The organism is Promicromonospora umidemergens (assembly GCF_024171995.1).
GTDB classification, from domain to species: Bacteria; Actinomycetota; Actinomycetes; order Actinomycetales; family Cellulomonadaceae; genus Promicromonospora; species Promicromonospora umidemergens.
This window is the reverse complement of the sequence record NZ_JAMTCT010000019.1, coordinates 72,513-88,477: the sequence shown is the minus strand read 5'-3', so window position 1 is coordinate 88,477 and position 15,965 is coordinate 72,513. Positions and strand designations below refer to the sequence as shown.

Below are 15,965 nucleotides of genomic sequence, written 5' to 3'. Positions count from 1 at the left end.
GGAGTGACCGATGAATCGCATGTCTGTCGAGGAACGATGCTCAGACTGATTGTGCAGCGGCTGCTGCTCTTGATACCCCTCCTGCTGGGCCTGTCGATCCTGCTGTTCGGCTGGGTGCGCGCCCTGCCCGGCGGGCCCGTGCAGGCCATGCTGGGTGAGCGGTACACCCCCGAGGCCGCGGCGGAGATCGAGGCCCAGATGGGTCTCGACCAACCGCTGCCCGTCCAGTACGGCAAGTACCTGCTCCAGCTCGTCCAGGGCGATTTCGGGGTGTCCCTGCAGAGCGGGCGCCCGGTGCTGGAAGAGTTCCTGAACCGCTTTCCCGCCACCATCGAGCTCACCCTGGTGGCCCTGATCTTCGCTATCGGCATCGGCATCCCGCTCGGGTACGTCGCGGCGCGCCGGTCCGGGTCGATCGTCGACCACTCCGCCGTCGTGGTCTCGCTGATCGGCGTCACCGTGCCGGTGTTCTTCCTGGCGTTCATCCTCAAGTACCTGTTCGCCGTCGAGCTGGGCTGGTTCCCGACGACGGGCCGGCAGGACGTCACGATGATCGCCACCCACCCCACCAACTTCTACGTCCTGGACGGCCTGCTCACCGGCGAGTGGGACGCGGCATGGGACGCCCTGATGCACCTGGTCCTGCCCGGCATCGCGCTGGGCACCATCCCGCTGGCGATCGTCGCCCGCATGACCCGGGCCGCCGTGTCCGAGGTGCAGAACGCGGACTACGTGCGCACGGCGCGCGCCAAGGGGATCAAGCCGGCCCGGCTGCGCAACGAGCACATCCTGAAGAACGCGATGCTGCCGGTGGTCACCACCATCGGTCTGCAGGTGGGTCTGCTGCTCAGCGGCGCGGTGCTCACCGAGACCGTGTTCGCGTTCAGCGGCATCGGCAGCTTCCTTGCTGACTCGGTGTTCGCCGCCGACTACCCCGTGATGCAGGGCTTCGTGCTGTTGATCGCCGTCGTGTATGCCCTCGTGAACCTGATCGTCGACGTGTCGTACGGGCTGATCGACCCGCGGCTGAGGAGGCAGCAGTGAGTGCCAACGAGCTTCCTGTGACCGGCGGCCCTGCCGCCGCACCGCTCCATACGAGCATCCATGGTGACGGGCCGGCCGGCCAGGACCATGGCGGTGAAGGCGTCTGGGCGCGCGCGTGGCGCACCCTGCGCAAGAACCCCGTCGCCATCATCGGGGGCGTGATCGTCGCGGTGTTCGTGCTCGTGGCGGTCTTCGCGCCGCTGCTGGCCCCGTACGGCGGGACAGAGCTGCCGGGCCGCGACGAGGTGCGGCCCACGATGATTCCCGGCCCGTCGGCCGAGTACCCGCTCGGGCTGGACCGCTACGGCGGCGACGTGCTGAGCAAGCTGATCTGGGGCGCACGCGCGTCGCTGCTCGTGGGCATCCTGTCCACGCTGTTCGGCCTGACGGGTGGCCTGCTGCTGGGCCTGCTGGCCGGCTGGTTCGGCAAGTGGGTCGACTTCGCGATCATGCGCCTGGTGGACCTCATGCTGTCCGTGCCGTCGCTGCTCCTCGCCGTGTCGATCGCGGCGATCGCCGGCCAGTCGTCGATGGCGGTGATCATCGCCATCGGGGTGGTGCAGGTGCCGATCTTCGCCCGGCTGCTGCGCGGCTCGATGCTGGCCCAGAAGGGTCAGGACTACGTGCTCGCGGCGTCGGCCCTCGGTCTGACGCGCAGATCGGTGACCATGAGCCACGTGCTGCCGAACAGCGTGGGCCCGGTCATCGTGCAGGCCACGCTGAGCCTGGCCACCGCAGTGATCGAGGCCGCGGCGCTCTCCTTCCTCGGCCTGGGTGGCGGCGAGCCGTCCACCGCCGAGTGGGGCCGCATGCTGACGGCCGCGCAGCAGGAGCTCGCGGTCGCGCCGCGGCTGGCGATCCTGCCCGGCATCTGCATCGCCGTGACGGCGCTCGGCTTCACCCTCGTTGGCGAGAGCCTGCGTGAGGCCCTCGACCCCCGGAACAGGACCCGACGATGAGCGAATCCCCTGACAAGAAGACAGCCGAGCCCACCAGCGGGGCGTCGGCCGACGACGTCGTGCTGCGCGTCGAGGACCTGAGCGTCGACTTCCGCACGGAGCACGGCGCCGCACGCGCCGTGGCGAACGCGAGCCTGACCGTCCGGCGCGGCCAGACCGTCGCGATCGTCGGCGAGTCCGGGTCGGGCAAGACGACCCTGGCCATGGCGGTGCTCGGCCTGCTGGCGAGCAACGGGTCGGTGGCCGACGGTCACATCTGGTTCAAGGACGAGGACCTGGGCAAGGTCAGTCCGCAGCGCATGGCGCAGCTGCGCGGCATGGAGCTCGGGCTCGTGCCGCAGGACCCGATGACCAACCTCGACCCCATCATGCAGATCGGCCGGCAGATCGACGCGGGCCTGATCGACAACGGCCTGCGTACCCGGCGGGACGCGCGGACCCGCACGGTCGAGCTGCTCGACGAGGTCGGCCTGCCCGAAGCTCGGCAGCGGGCCTCGCAGTTCCCGCACGAGTTCTCGGGCGGCATGCGCCAGCGCGCCCTCATCGCCATGGGCCTGTCGGGCCGTCCGGCGCTGCTGGTGGCGGACGAGCCGACGTCGGCCCTCGACGTGACCGTGCAGCGGGGCATCCTGGACCAGCTCACCGCGCTGACCCAGGACCTTGGCACCGCCGTGCTGCTGATCACGCACGACCTCGGCCTCGCGGCCGAGCGTGCCGACACCGTGGTGGTCATGTACCGCGGCGACATCGTCGAGCAGGGCCCGGCCCGGCAGGTGCTGACCGCGCCCCAGCACGAGTACACCAAGCGGCTCATGGCGGCGGCGCCGTCGCTCGCCTCGCGCCGCATCGAGATCGCGCGGGAGCGTGGCCTCGACGAGGTGCTGGACGGCTCCCTGCTGGCCCACGGCGAGGACGCGGTCGCCGACGGCGCCACGGAGCCCGACGTGCTGGTGTCCGTCAAGGAGGCGAGCAAGGTCTTCTCCATCCGGGGGCGCGGCCTGCTGTCCCGCAGCAAGGACTTCACCGCCGTGGACGGCGTGAGCCTCGACATCCCGCGCGGCTCCACCGTGGCCGTGGTGGGGGAGTCGGGCTCTGGCAAGTCGACGCTGGCGCGGATGATCCTCGACATCGAGAAGCCCACCTCTGGTTCGATCACGTTCGACGGCAACCTCGTCGGCGCGGGGAACCACCGGGACCAGATCGCCTACCGGCGCCGGGTCCAGCCCGTGTTCCAGGACCCCTACTCGTCGCTCGACCCGCTGTACTCGGTGTACCGGGCGATCGAGGAGCCGCTGCGTGCGCACGACTACGGGGACGCGGCGGCCCGCCGCACCCGCGTGGAGGAGCTCGCCGACCAGGTGGCGCTCAGCAAGGGTCAGCTGCAGCGGTTCCCGTCCGAGCTGTCCGGCGGCCAGCGGCAGCGGGTGGCGATCGCCCGCGCCCTCGCGCTGTCACCGGAGCTCGTGGTGTGCGACGAGGCGGTCTCCGCGCTCGACGTCGTGGTGCAGGCGCAGATCCTGCAGCTGCTCGCCGGCCTCCAGGAGGACCTGGGCCTCACCTACCTCTTCATCACGCACGACCTCGCCGTCGTGCGGCAGATCGCCGACCGCGTGCTGGTGATGCAGGAGGGCCGCGTGGTGGAGGAGGGGACCGTCGACTCGGTCTTCGACTCGCCCAGCACCGCGTACACGCGGGCGCTGCTCGACGCGATCCCTGGCAAGGACCTGGAGCTCGCACTCTGAACCCTCCGCACCGGCCGAGCGGCGCTCGGCACACGCTGGTCCTGCACCAGTATCCTGAGGTTCGCACCGCCCTGACTCACGTTGACCAGGACGCTGCGACGCCACTAGGATGACTGGCGGTGCCGTGCGCCCTCTGGCGGCCATCGGCACCATACAAGCAGAGCCCAATCAGTCCCTGTCCGTACTACGCCATGTCCGCATCGGAGCATCGAACTCAATGACCATCTCCACCCCTGCGAAGTCCGCACCCCAGGTTGCCATCAACGACATCGGCACCGAGGAGGACTTCCTTGCTGCCATCGACGCCACCATCAAGTACTTCAACGATGGTGACATCGTCGAAGGCACGATCGTCAAGGTGGACCGCGACGAGGTCCTTCTCGACATCGGCTACAAGACCGAGGGTGTCATCCCGTCCCGGGAGCTCTCGATCAAGCACGACGTCGACCCTGGCGAGGTTGTCGCCGTCGGTGACGCCGTCGAGGCCCTGGTCCTCCAGAAGGAGGACAAGGAAGGCCGGCTGATCCTGTCCAAGAAGCGCGCACAGTACGAGCGCGCCTGGGGCACGATCGAGAAGATCAAGGAAGAGGACGGCGTCGTCACCGGCACCGTCATCGAGGTCGTCAAGGGCGGCCTCATCCTCGACATCGGCCTGCGCGGCTTCCTCCCCGCCTCCCTCGTGGAGATGCGTCGCGTCCGCGACCTCCAGCCGTACGTCGGCAAGGAGATCGAGGCCAAGATCATCGAGCTCGACAAGAACCGGAACAACGTCGTGCTGTCGCGTCGTGCCTGGCTCGAGCAGACGCAGTCCGAGGTTCGCTCGACCTTCCTGCAGACGCTGCAGAAGGGCCAGGTGCGCCCGGGTGTCGTCTCCTCGATCGTCAACTTCGGTGCCTTCGTGGACCTCGGTGGCGTCGACGGCCTTGTGCACGTCTCCGAGCTGTCCTGGAAGCACATCGACCACCCGTCCGAGGTCGTCGAGGTCGGCCAGGAGGTCACCGTCGAGGTGCTCGACGTCGACTTCGACCGCGAGCGTGTCTCCCTGTCGCTGAAGGCGACGCAGGAGGACCCGTGGCAGACCTTCGCCCGTACGCACGCCATCGGTCAGGTCGTGCCGGGTAAGGTCACCAAGCTCGTCCCGTTCGGTGCGTTCGTGCGCGTCGAGGACGGCATCGAGGGCCTGGTCCACATCTCGGAGCTGGCCGTGCGCCACGTCGAGCTGCCCGAGCAGGTCGTCACCGTCGGTGCCGAGGTGTTCGTCAAGGTCATCGACATCGACCTGGAGCGTCGCCGCATCTCGCTGTCGCTCAAGCAGGCCAACGAGGGCGTGGACCCGGAGTCCGAGGACTTCGACCCCGCGCTGTACGGCATGGCCGCCGAGTACGACGACGCCGGGAACTACAAGTACCCGGACGGCTTCGACCCGGAGACCAACGAGTGGCTCGAGGGCTTCGAGACCCAGCGCGAGGCCTGGGAGGCGGAGTACGCCAAGGCGCACGAGCGCTGGACCGCGCACCGCAAGCAGGTCGCCGAGGCGATCACCGCGGACACCGAGGCTCCGGCCGACGCTCCGGCTGCTGCGCCGGCCGGCGGCGGGGGCGGCGGCAGCACCACCTACTCCTCGGCTCCGGTCGAGGAGGTCGGCGGCACGCTGGCTTCGGACGAGGCGCTCGCCGCGCTCCGCGAGAAGCTCACGGGCAACTGATCTGAGCTCATCGACGACCCGTCGCCCCTTCGGGGGCGGCGGGTCGTCGTCGTTTTCAGGATGCGGTGCGAGATGCGGGCCTGCGGCAACTTCTAGCTCTCTGACCTGCGGAAACACCCTGTCCTGATGCTTGTGCATGTTTCGCGGGCGCACTGGCCAGGACAGCCGTAGTGCTGTTGGATAACTGCCCATGAGCCGACTCGGACCCGACGAGACGCGGGGCACGGGCCCGGCTGCTCTGCTCGCGCCCGAACGAGGCGTCGTGCCCTTCATGGGCCGTGGGCGGGAGCTGGTGGAACTGCGGTCGTGGGTGCGGTCGCGGGACCCGGTGGCACTACGGCTGCTGTGCGGTCCCGGAGGTGTCGGCAAGACGCGCCTGGTGCTCGAGCTCGGCCGGAGGCTGCGCCGGACGGGTTGGACGGTGGTCCATGTCCCGCCCGCCGCGGAGATGGCAGCGCTGTCGGCTGTCGCAGAGGAGCGTCGCGTCCTGCTCGTCGTCGACGACGCCGCCTCCCGTCCGGACCTGCCCGCGATGCTCGACGCGATCGGGGCGACCAGCCCTCGCGGACGGTTGCGCGTCCTGTGCACGGCTCGCACCGGCGGGCAGTGGTGGCGCCGCGAGCGGTGGACCAGCAGGCTGTGGGCCGGGCGCACGCCGTCGGTCACCCAGATGGCGCTGGAGCCTGCGCTCGAACGTCGGCTGGACGTCGCGTTCGATCCCGCCCTCGGGCTGGAGATCGAGCGCTCGGAGGATCACCGCGCCCTCCTGGAGGTCGCGGCCACCCGCTTCGCCAGGGCGTTGGGGCGCCCGGTCCCGCAGCTGCGGTTCGAGCCGGCGCCGGACCAGCAACCGTGCGCCCTCGACCTCCAGGCGGCCGCGTTGGTCGCGGTGCTCGACGGCGGCGGTGTCGTCGACCCGGCGGGCGCGCTCGACGCGTTGCTCGACCATGAGCGCGCCGGGTGGACGGCCACGGCAGAGCGAGCGGGCCTGGGCGTCAGTGGTGCCGAGGCGGCGCTGGCCGTGGTGACGCTGCTGGGGGACACCACCGACGAGGGCATCCAGGCCGCGCTGCTCCGTGCCGGTGTCGAAGCCGCGGAAGGCACGGCTGCTGCGGCCGTGGACTGGGTCCGTGCGCACCTCCCCGTGGTCCCCCGCCTGGCGGAGCTGCTCGTCTCGCGGGTCCTGGCGGCGTCGGAGGAGACCACGGCCGCCTGCACCCGCGGCCTGGATCCGGCGCAGGCGTTTGCGGTGCTGGCGTTCGCGACGGAGATGGGACCGGACCGGCCCACGGGGGAACGAGACGTCTCCGGCAAGCTCATCGAGGCGGCGGTATCCGCTCTGCCTGCCGAACGGCCGGCAGACCTGCCCTGGCTGATCCGGGTGACGCGCCGGCTGCCGCGGTCGCCGGGACCGTTGGCAGCGCCGGTGCTCGACCGCCTCACGCACCGGGTGGCTGAGCTCGCCCGGGCCACTGGCGGCGACGCCGAGCGGGCCGAGGCGCTGACCGACCTCGGCATCGTGCTGATCGCCGAGGGTGAGACCGACGCGGCAGTTGGCCTGCTGCAGGAGGCGGTAGGGCTGTGGCGCGGCCTCGGCTGGGGCGACGAGAACCGGTACCGCCCTGCCCTGTGCACGGCACTGAACAACCTCGGGACGGGGTACTGGGCGGTCGGCCGGCACGGCGACGCCCTGGCCGTGCAGGAGGAGGTGGTAGCGCTGTGCCGCCGGTGTCCCGCAGGCGACGCGCTGTGGGCCGACGCCGAGCACGCGCGTGCCCTGCAGAACGCGGGCGTGTCCTACACGGAGCTGGGCCGGGTCGGCGACATCGAGGTGGCCCAGCGCGCGTCGCTCGACCTCTACCGCCGTCTCGCGGAGGGCGACCCTGTCCAGTACGAGCCGCTGGTCGCCGCGGTCCTGGGCAACTTCGAGGCCCTCACGGAGAGCGGGCGGCCCGAGGAGGCACTGCCCGCGAACGCCGAGGCGGTGGCGATCCGGCGCAGGCTCGCCGCCGCTCGTCCCGAGCACCTCGGGGAGCTGGCGTGGTCGCTCGGTCAGCTCGGTACCACGCTGGAGGCCCTCGGCCGGTACGAAGAGGCGGGCGTGGTGCTCGTCGAAGCCCTGGAGCTGCAGCGCGAGCTCGCGAAGGAGAACGAGCGGGGTACCCGTCCAGCCCTCGCCGGTGCGCTCTCCGCGCTCGGCGCGCTGTACTCGACGACCGGCCGCGCCGACGAGTCGCTCCGGCTGGAGCGGGAGGCGCTGGAGATCCGGCGCGAGCTCGCCCGCGAGCACCCCGACCGGTACCTGCACTACCTGGCGCACTCGCTCTCGAACCTCGGCGTCACCCTGGCCCGCCGCGGCAGGTACGACGAGGCGGTCCTGCTGGAGGAGGAGGCGGTAGCCGTCCGCAGGGGCCTCGCGAGCGGGAACGCCCGGTCCCTCAAGTACCTCGCGCAGTCCCTGTCCAACCTCGGCGTGCGGTATGCGGACCTCGGCAGGTTCGAGGAGGCGCTCGAACCCACGCAGGAGGCCGTCGACATGCTCCGGCGGCTGGTGCGCGAGCAGCCGGAGAAGTACCGCACCGGCCTCGCGGAGTCGCTCGCGAACCTTGGGGCCACCCTGCTCGACCTCGACCGGGCCTCCGACGCGCTGCCGCCGATGCTGGAGGCGGTCGCGATGCGGCGCCGGTTCGTCCTCGAGAACCCGGACAAGCACCGGCCCGACCTGGCGCTCGCGCTCTCCAACCTGGCCAGCGCCCTGAGCGCGGCCGGCGACAACGTGGCGGCGCTCGGGCACGCCAGGGAGGCGGTCGACATGCGTCGGCGGCTCGCGGCCGACCTTCCGGAACGGTTCCGGCCCGAGCTGGAGCGGTCCCGGGCGGTGCTCGCGCGAATCGATGCGGCGATCCGGAACCCGCCGGCGCGGTAGCCCGGGTCACGGTACCGGCGCCGCCGGTGCTCACCTCCGGCTCAGGCGCCGTCTTCTGCCGCCTGAGCCTGCGGTTCGCTTCGGGCGGTGCACCTCGTTCCTCGGTGCTCCGCCGGCGCTCACCTCCGGCTCAGGCGGTCTCCGCGAACTGGGTCCGGTACAGGTCGGCGTACAGGCCACCGGCGGCGATCAGCTCGGCATGCGTGCCGGACTGGGCCACCCGCCCGTCGTCGAGCACCACGATGCGGTCCGCCGCGCGGACCGTGGACAGCCGGTGCGCGATGACCAGGGACGTCCGCCCGACCAGTGCCTGGTCGAGCGCAGCCTGCACCGCGGCCTCGGACTCCGAGTCGAGGTGCGCGGTCGCCTCGTCGAGCACCACGACGTCGGGCGCCTTCAGCAGCAGGCGGGCTATCGCGAGCCGCTGCCGCTCGCCCCCGGAGAGCCGATAGCCCCGGTCACCCACCACGGTCTCCAGGCCCTCGGGCAGCCGGTCGACCAGGTCCCAGATGCGCGCCTGGCGCAGCACCCGCTCCAGGTCGGCGTCCGTCGCCTCCGGACGCACGAACCGCAGGTTCGCCGCCATCGTGTCGTGGAACAGGTGCGCGTCCTGCGAGACGACGCCGACGGTGGCCCGCAGCGACGCGAATGTCACGGAGCGCAGGTCGGTGCCTGCGATGCGCACCACGCCCGACGTCGGGTCGTACATGCGGCTGACCAGCTGTGACACCGTGGTCTTGCCCGCGCCGGACGGCCCCACGAGGGCCACCATCGAGCCGGCGGGGACCTCGAAGGAGACGTCGTGCAGCGTGTCGGCCGTCGGGTCCTTGCGCTGACCGGCCACCGACTCCAGGGAGGCGAGCGACACCTCCTCTGCCCGCGGGTACCGGAACGTCACCCCACCCAGCGAGAGGGACGCACCGCGCGCGGCGACAGCGGCCCGCAGGTCGACGGCGTCCGGCTTCTCGGCCACAGAGGGCTCCAGGTCCAGCACCTCGAGCACCCGCTCGAACGACACGAGCGCCGTCATGATGTCGACCTGGACGTTCGCCATCGCCGTCAGCGGCCCGTACAGACGCGTGAGGTACGTGGCGAGCGCAACGACCGTGCCGACCGTGAGCTCGCCCGCGATGGCCTGCAGCCCGCCCAGCCCGTACACGCCCGCGACGGCCAGGGACGCGATGGTGGCCAGCCCCACCCGGAACCACGTGCCGAGCAGGGCGGTCCGGACACCCAGGTCGCGGCGCTCGCGGGCGGGCTCGGCGAACCGCTCCGACTCTGTGGCCGGGTCGCCGAAGACCTTCACGAGGTGCGCGCCGGACACGTTGAACCGCTCGTTCATGACCTGGCCCAGGTCGGCGTCGACCTCCATGCCGCGCCGGGTCAGGGCGGCGAGCCTGCGGCCGAACCAGCGCGCGGGGAACACGAACAGGGGGACCAGCGCGAGCGCACCGAGCGTGAGCTCCCACGACATGGTGAGCATCGCCGCGAGCGTGAACGCGATGGTCAGGGTGTTGGAGACCACCGTCTGCAGGGTCGAGGTGAAGGCGCGCTGAGCGCCGAGCACGTCGCCGTTGAGGCGCTGCACCAGGGCGCCGGTACGCGCGCGGGAGAAGAAGGCGAGGGGCATGCGCTGCACGTGGTCGAACACGGCGACCCGCAGGTCGAGGATGAGCCCCTCACCGACCTGGGACGAGACGAGCCGGTCCGCGACGGACAGGCCGGCGGCCAGGACGGCGAGCAGTGCGGCGGCGCCGGCCAGCAGCACCACCAGTCGGGTGTCGCCGTCGACGATGCCGTGGTCGATGATCCGTTGGAACAGCAGCGGCGTGGCGGCGCCCGCAGCGGCCTCGAGGGCCAGGACCAGCACGAACACGACGAGCCGGCCCCGGTAGGGACGGGCGAAGCTCGCGATGCGTCGTAGCGTGGGCCACCCAAGGCGCTGGTGGGCGACCGAGCCGTCCTGCGTGAACGACCGCATCGCGCGGCCTCCGCCCATGCTGCCGCCACCACCGTGCATGCTCACGGTTGCATGGTCCCACGGGCCGCGGCTCCGGCCGCTACCGGCGCTGCTCGCCGCCGCCGTCGGGCGCACACAGACAGCCTGAACGTAGCGTGTGGACGAAGGTGACCTGGACCACACCGGTGTTACCCCTTCTCCACAGGCCGTGATAGAAACCCACGATCGGGCGTCTACGCAGGTCGCCCCATACTTCGGTGGATGATTCGATGAATATCGACGGGTGGAGGGCCATGTCCGACCTGGAACCGCGGCGGAGCGGCGGTCGTGTGGCTCTGGTGGATCTGACCGGCGCGGAAGACATGACCGCGGCGCTGCGGGAGCTGCAGGAGCGATGGGGCCCGGTGGCCCCCGTGGACCTGGAGCCGGGTGTGCCGGGCTGGCTGGTGCTGGGGCACGCCGAGGTCATGGAGGTGATGCGCACGGAGAGCGTGTTCGCGCGCGACCCGCGGCACTGGAAGGAGCGGCTGCCGCTGGAGTCGACGCTGCACGCCATCCTCTCTCCGGCCGGGCGGCGCGCGCTGTACTACGCGGACGGCGCGGACCACCGGCGGCTGCGGCTCCCGGTGGACGAGGCGTTCGCCGGCCTCGACGAGGCGCAGACGGCCGCCCTCGTGCGCGGGGTCTGCAGCGGGCTCATCGACTCGTTCGCTGCCCAGGGGCACGCGGAGCTGATCGGCGGGTACGCGGCAGCGGTGTCTTTCCTGGCGGTATCGGGCATGTTCGGGTTCGACGAGCGGCAGGGAATCGCGCTGCTGCGCTGCGCGAGCGGCGTCTTCGGGCACGGTGGCGACTCCGTGACGGCACTGGCCACCATGGACCAGATAGTCCTGGACCACGTGCTCGCGACCCGGGAGAACCCCGGGCCGAACCTGACCGCGCGCTTCGTGGAGCACCCGAGCTTCGAGGACGACACGGAGATCGTGCACTCCATGGTGGTAGCGATCTGCGCGGCCAACGAGATGCTCGTGACCTGGATAGCTGCCACGCTGCGCCGCATGCTCACCGACCCCCGGTACACCGGGCGCGTCACGGGCGTGCGTCGCGGCCTGGACGACGCGATGGACGAGACCCTGTGGAGCGAGCCGCCCGTCGCGAACCTGCCCGCCCGGTACGCCGTGGCGGACTGCACGCTCGGCAGGGTGCGGATCCGGGCCGGGGACGCGATCGTGATGGGTGTCGCCGCCGCGAACAACGACCCGCGGGTGCGCACCGCCGACGACCTGTTCGAGGCGGGCAACCGGTCGCACCTGTCGTTCGGCGTCGGGCCGCACGCCTGCCCTGCCCGGCGGCCGGGGCGGCTCGTGGTGAAGATCGCCGTGGAGAGCCTCATGGAGCGCCTCGACCTGCGGCTCACCGATCCCACCGTGACCTGGGCGCCGTCACCCTGGTCGCGGTACCCGGCAGTCCTGCCCGTTGCGTTCACGCCCGAGCGGCAGGCCGCCCGCACGCCCGCCAGGGTCTGAGTTGCACCGGGCCGGCGGGGATCACGAGCGGGCTCTGGACGCCCGCGCGGCGAGGATGGCGCTGGACAGCCACGGTCCGAGCGTCGACAGGACGCTCGCCCGCGTTCCTGTCGCGCCCGGTCCGGGGGCCGCTTCGAGCCCGGCGTCCGGCAGGTCCTCGCCGTTGATCGTGGCGACCAGGGAGAGGTACCTCCCGTAGGACGCCGCGTAGTCGGGGTCCTGGAGCGACTCCTGATAGATGCGATCGATCTGGGGAAAGCCGGAGGCGATGCGCTCCCACAGCTCGTCGTCCACGGGAGCCCCCATGGCGGCCGCGGTCTGGAGCACCAGCTGCGCGGCCAGCTCGCGGGCGTGCGGGTCGTCCGGCGCGAGCCCGCTGGCGTGCGCCGCCATCAGCTTCGGCATCACGTCCTCCCCGGCGGCCGCGATGAAGTCCTGGACCGGTGCCGTGCTGATCGTGGCGCCCGGTCCGGTGGTGTAGACCTCCTGGAGGTAGGACCGGGTGGCGTCGCGGAACCGCGGGTCCTGCAGGAGCTCAGCCAGCGTGATCCAGGCTTCCAGCTGCGCAGCGGTCGGGTCGGCCGCCAGCCGCGGCCGGGCCGCGAGGACACGGTCGGCGACGTCGGCCGGCACGTCCGCGCTCACCTCCTGCCAGAAGTCCGTGATCAGCCGTTCCCGCTCGGCGTCCGGCATCGTGACCAGCTTGCCCAGCAGGCCTGCGCGGCGTGCCGGGTCCTGCTGGCTCACGAGGGCTCGCAGGACGGCGCGCCTGGTCCGCAGGTTCCTCTCCTGCCGCTCGACGACGTCCAGGTGCTCGGCCAGGAGGTAGTGCAGCGTGGTCTCCCCGGTCAGGACCTGGCGGACCTGCTCCAGCCCGGTGCCCAGCTCGCGCATCGTGCGGATGAAGTCGAGCTTCGCGACGGCCTCTGCCCCGTAGAGCCGATGGCCGGCGGCGGTCACGTCGGTGGCGGGCACGATGCCCTCGTCGGAGTAGAACCGGACGGCGCTCACGCTCAGGCCGGTGCGGCGCGCGACGTCGCCGATGGGGAACAGGGGGTCAGGTGCTGTGGTCATGCACTCAGGGTGCGACCTCATGCCGCTCGAGGTGCAAGCCCGTGGCGGCGGCCGGTCGTACCGGCGTACCGGGCTGCGCCGCCCGCCGTCCGCGCATGTCGGGGGGTAGCCTTGACGTCCGCAGCATCTCGACGACCCCAGGCTCTGAGGACCCCATGTTCCGCATCGGACTGACCGGAGGGATCGCGGCCGGCAAGTCGGTCGCGACAGCGCACCTGGCCGAGCTCGGCGCAGTCGTCGTCGACCACGACCTGCTGGCTCGCGAGGCGGTGGCGCCCGGGTCGGTGGGCCTGGCCGAGATCGTCGAGGCGTTCGGCGACGTCGTCCTGGCTCCGGACGGCAGCCTCGACCGGCCAGGGCTCGGTGCCCTGGTCTTCGCCGACGCCGCCGCCCGTAGCCGCCTGAACGACATAGTGCACCCCGAGGTCCGCCGGCTGTCGGCGGAACGGGAGGCCAGGGCGGCGGCCGAGGACCCGGCCGCCGTCGTCGTGCACGACATCCCGCTGCTCGTCGAGACCGGCCAGGCAGGCCACTTCCACCTGGTGGTGGTGGTGCACACACCAGCGGAGCAGCGGGTGCGCCGCCTCGTGGAGGGCCGTGGGCTGAGCGAGGACGCCGCGCGCTCCCGGCTCGCGTCCCAGGCAGGCGACGACGAGCGGCTCGCCGCCGCCGACTTCACCCTGGACGGTTCGGGGAGCGAGGACGATCTCCGCGCCCAGGTGGATACCCTGTGGCAGCGCGTGGCCGCGGAGGTCGCGCAGGAGGCGGAGGCAGACTCCGCGTGATCCGGCCGGCGTGATCCGTGCGGTCCGGGTGAGGAGCGTACGAGATGAAGGTCTTGGTCACAGGGTTCGAGCCGTTCGGCGGCGACGCCGTCAATGCGTCCGCGGAGGCGGTCGAGGCGCTCGCCGCACGCTGGGCGGGGCCGGAGGAGCTCGTCACAGCGGTGCTCCCCGTGGTGTTCGACCAGGTCCGTGCGGCGGACGGCCCCCTGCTGCGGCTGCTGGACGACCACGCGCCCGACGTCGTCGTCGCCGTGGGCCTGGCCGCCGGCATCACCCAGGTGCGGGTCGAGCGGGTGGCGGTCAACCTCATGGACGCCGCGCTTCCCGACAACGGGGGAGCTCAGCCGGTCGACGCCCCCGTGGCCGAGGACGGCCCCGCCGCCCGATTCGCGACGCTCCCGGTCAAGGCAGCCGCCGCCGCCGTGCGCGCGGCGGGGATCCCCGCGGGCGTCACCTACAGCGCAGGGACCTACGTCTGCAACGCCAGCTTCTACGCCCTGCAGCACGCGCTGGCGGAGCGGCCGGGCGTGCTGTCGGGCTTCGTCCACGTGCCGCGCACCACGGAGGAGGTCGGGGGAGAGGCAGCGACCTCCGCGCTGTCCGACGGCGGCGAGCCGCACCTTCCGCTCGAAGCGCTCGCCGGTGCCCTGGAGATCGTGGTGCGCACCGCGCTCGCCGCAGCGCGTGGCGAGCTGGCAGAGCCGGTCGAGACCGCAGGCACGCTGCACTGACGTCGGAGTCTTGCCGCAGGGCCTGCGCTGGTCGAGAATCGGGCCGAACGGACATTGCGGCCGGACGTGACGGCCGACGCGGACCGGGTCGGCGCTCGCCGGTCGGGAAGAGATGGTGGCACGTGGGCAACGGGCAGCAGGGCATCGGCAACGGTAGCGGGCACGCGGTGGTGGTCGGGGGGAGCATCGCGGGCCTGCTCGCGGCGGTGGTGCTCGTCGGCCACGCCGGGCGGGTCACGCTCGTCGAGCGCGACCGGTACCCGGACCGGCCGGAGCCGCGCAAGGGTGTGCCGCAGAGCAAGCACACGCACCTCCTGCTGGAGAGCGGGCTGGTGGCGATGGAGCGGTTCCTGCCGGGTCTCGGGGCTGAGCTGGTCGCCTCCGGCGCGCGGCAGGTCAGGTCGCCCACCGACTACCTGCAGCACATGCGCGGCCGCTGGTTCAGCCGGGGACCCGCGACGTCCACGACGCTGTGCCTCACCCGGCCCCTGCTGGAGCACGGGATACGCGCGCGCGTCCTGGCGCACCCGAGGATCGATGCCGTGCAGGGGACCGACGTCGTCGGGCTGGCCGGGTCCGCCGAGCGCGTCACCGGTGTCCTGCTGCGCGAGCGCGGCGGCGGGCGGGCCGACAGCGCGCCCACGGAGCTCGCCGCCGACCTGGTGGTCGACGCCGCAGGGCGCTCATCGCGCACGCCCGAGTGGCTGCGACGGCTCGGCGCGGAGGCGCCGGCCGAGGACCGGGTCGAGTCCGGCATGGGCTACGTCACCCGGGTCTACCGCGACGGCTCGGACGGCGCGCTGACCGACGCCCGCCTCGTGTACCTGGTGGGCGAGACGATGGGCGCGGTGATCGTCCCGGTGGAGCCGGAGGGCACCCACATGATCACCTTCGCCACTCCTCGTGGCGAGGCGCTGCCGACCGAGCCCGCGGCGTTCGAGGCGCTGGCCGACCGCCAGCCGCACCCCCTGGTGCGGCAGTGGCTGGACAAGGCCGAGCCGGTCTCACCGGTGTTCGGGTACCTCCGGACGGAGAACGTGCGCAGGGCCTACGACCGGGTGGTCCCCGACGGCCTGCTCGTCACGGGCGACGCCCTGTGCGCGCTGAACCCGGTGTTCGGGCAGGGCATGTCGACGGCGGCCCTCGACGCCGTCGCGCTCGACGAGAGCCTCGCCGCCGGGCTCCCGAACCGGCGGGCGCAGGCCGCGCTGCTGGCGGCCTCGGCCCAGGCCTGGGCCATCTCCACGGGAGCGGACAAGGTGCGCCCGGGAGTCACGGGCAACGCGGCGCACCGCTCGGTCCGGGACCGGATCACGGGCTGGTACTTCGCGAGGGTGCAGGAACGGTGCGGGGCGAACCCGGAGGTCCAGGCCACGTTCCGGCGGGTGCTGGCACTGCTGGTGCCACCGACCGAGCTGTTCCGTCCGGTGATCGTCCGGTCGGTGCTCTTCGAGAAGGGCGCGTCGCCCGACGCCGCGGCACCGCTCCGGCTGTGAGGTGGCCCGCCCGCGCG

Annotated in this window: 11 protein-coding genes; 9 read left to right on the top strand and 2 right to left on the bottom strand. The window is 72.2% G+C overall.

Annotated elements, in window-relative coordinates; all coding sequences use genetic code 11:
- Positions 1-36: 36 nt before the first annotated feature.
- The 5 genes from APR04_RS23575 to APR04_RS23555 all read left to right on the top strand — a co-directional run bounded on the left by APR04_RS23575 (position 37) and on the right by APR04_RS23555 (position 8,376).
- A complete protein-coding gene (locus tag APR04_RS23575; RefSeq protein ID WP_253875050.1) occupies positions 37-1,044 on the top strand; it encodes an ABC transporter permease in 1,008 nt (335 codons plus the stop codon).
- The gene (locus APR04_RS23570) at positions 1,041-2,003 is read left to right on the top strand and encodes an ABC transporter permease (RefSeq protein WP_372496164.1); all 963 of its coding nucleotides are present in this window, start codon (positions 1,041-1,043) and stop codon (positions 2,001-2,003) included. The genes APR04_RS23575 and APR04_RS23570 overlap by 4 nt, the downstream gene beginning before the upstream one ends.
- Complete coding sequence (locus APR04_RS23565) at positions 2,000-3,745, top strand: dipeptide ABC transporter ATP-binding protein (protein WP_253875048.1); 1,746 nt, start codon at positions 2,000-2,002, stop codon at positions 3,743-3,745. The genes APR04_RS23570 and APR04_RS23565 overlap by 4 nt, the downstream gene beginning before the upstream one ends.
- A 217-nt stretch (positions 3,746-3,962) precedes the next feature.
- On the top strand, positions 3,963-5,450 hold the full coding sequence (gene rpsA / locus APR04_RS23560; protein WP_253875046.1) for a 30S ribosomal protein S1: 1,488 nt from the start codon (positions 3,963-3,965) through the stop codon (positions 5,448-5,450).
- Positions 5,451-5,640: 190 nt separating this feature from the next.
- Positions 5,641-8,376, top strand: coding sequence for a tetratricopeptide repeat protein (locus APR04_RS23555; RefSeq protein WP_253875044.1), 2,736 nt, complete (start codon positions 5,641-5,643; stop codon positions 8,374-8,376).
- A gap of 130 nt (positions 8,377-8,506) precedes the next feature.
- Here the strand turns inward: APR04_RS23555 and APR04_RS23550 are convergent, their stop codons facing one another.
- The gene (locus tag APR04_RS23550; RefSeq protein WP_253875107.1) at positions 8,507-10,396 is read right to left on the bottom strand and encodes an ABC transporter ATP-binding protein; all 1,890 of its coding nucleotides are present in this window, start codon (positions 10,394-10,396) and stop codon (positions 8,507-8,509) included.
- A 233-nt stretch (positions 10,397-10,629) separates the two neighbouring features.
- On the opposite strand from APR04_RS23550, the gene APR04_RS23545 reads away from it, so the two are divergent.
- Positions 10,630-11,862, top strand: coding sequence for a cytochrome P450 family protein (locus APR04_RS23545; protein ID WP_253875042.1), 1,233 nt, complete (start codon positions 10,630-10,632; stop codon positions 11,860-11,862).
- A gap of 21 nt (positions 11,863-11,883) precedes the next feature.
- On the opposite strand, the gene APR04_RS23540 is transcribed toward APR04_RS23545, so the two are convergent.
- Positions 11,884-12,936, bottom strand: a complete 1,053-nt coding sequence (locus APR04_RS23540) for a helix-turn-helix domain-containing protein (protein ID WP_253875040.1) — start codon at positions 12,934-12,936, stop codon at positions 11,884-11,886.
- A gap of 155 nt (positions 12,937-13,091) precedes the next feature.
- On the opposite strand from APR04_RS23540, the gene coaE reads away from it, so the two are divergent.
- The 3 genes from coaE (at position 13,092) to APR04_RS23525 (ending at position 15,948) form a co-directional block, all read left to right on the top strand.
- Positions 13,092-13,721 (top strand): dephospho-CoA kinase, encoded by a 630-nt coding sequence (coaE, locus tag APR04_RS23535; RefSeq protein WP_253875038.1) that lies wholly within the window; start codon positions 13,092-13,094, stop codon positions 13,719-13,721.
- A gap of 44 nt (positions 13,722-13,765) precedes the next feature.
- Positions 13,766-14,452 carry a pyroglutamyl-peptidase I gene (locus tag APR04_RS23530; RefSeq protein ID WP_253875036.1) on the top strand — a complete coding sequence of 229 codons (687 nt, stop codon included), beginning with the start codon at positions 13,766-13,768 and terminating at the stop codon, positions 14,450-14,452.
- A gap of 122 nt (positions 14,453-14,574) precedes the next feature.
- On the top strand, positions 14,575-15,948 hold the full coding sequence (locus tag APR04_RS23525; protein WP_253875034.1) for an FAD-dependent oxidoreductase: 1,374 nt from the start codon (positions 14,575-14,577) through the stop codon (positions 15,946-15,948).
- Positions 15,949-15,965 lie beyond the last annotated feature (17 nt).

Bases quoted from the DNA above. Each gene is read 5' to 3' on its own strand.
- APR04_RS23575 (WP_253875050.1), top strand. From the start codon at position 37: ATGCTCAGACTGATTGTGCAGCGGCTGCTGCTCTTGATACCCCTCCTG.
- APR04_RS23530 (WP_253875036.1), top strand. From the start codon at position 13,766: ATGAAGGTCTTGGTCACAGGGTTCGAGCCGTTCGGCGGCGACGCCGTC.
- APR04_RS23555 (WP_253875044.1), top strand. From the start codon at position 5,641: ATGAGCCGACTCGGACCCGACGAGACGCGGGGCACGGGCCCGGCTGCT.
- APR04_RS23540 (WP_253875040.1), bottom strand. From the start codon at position 12,936: ATGACCACAGCACCTGACCCCCTGTTCCCCATCGGCGACGTCGCGCGC.
- rpsA (WP_253875046.1), top strand. From the start codon at position 3,963: ATGACCATCTCCACCCCTGCGAAGTCCGCACCCCAGGTTGCCATCAAC.
- coaE (WP_253875038.1), top strand. From the start codon at position 13,092: ATGTTCCGCATCGGACTGACCGGAGGGATCGCGGCCGGCAAGTCGGTC.
- APR04_RS23565 (WP_253875048.1), top strand. From the start codon at position 2,000: ATGAGCGAATCCCCTGACAAGAAGACAGCCGAGCCCACCAGCGGGGCG.
- APR04_RS23545 (WP_253875042.1), top strand. From the start codon at position 10,630: ATGTCCGACCTGGAACCGCGGCGGAGCGGCGGTCGTGTGGCTCTGGTG.
- APR04_RS23550 (WP_253875107.1), bottom strand. From the start codon at position 10,396: ATGCACGGTGGTGGCGGCAGCATGGGCGGAGGCCGCGCGATGCGGTCG.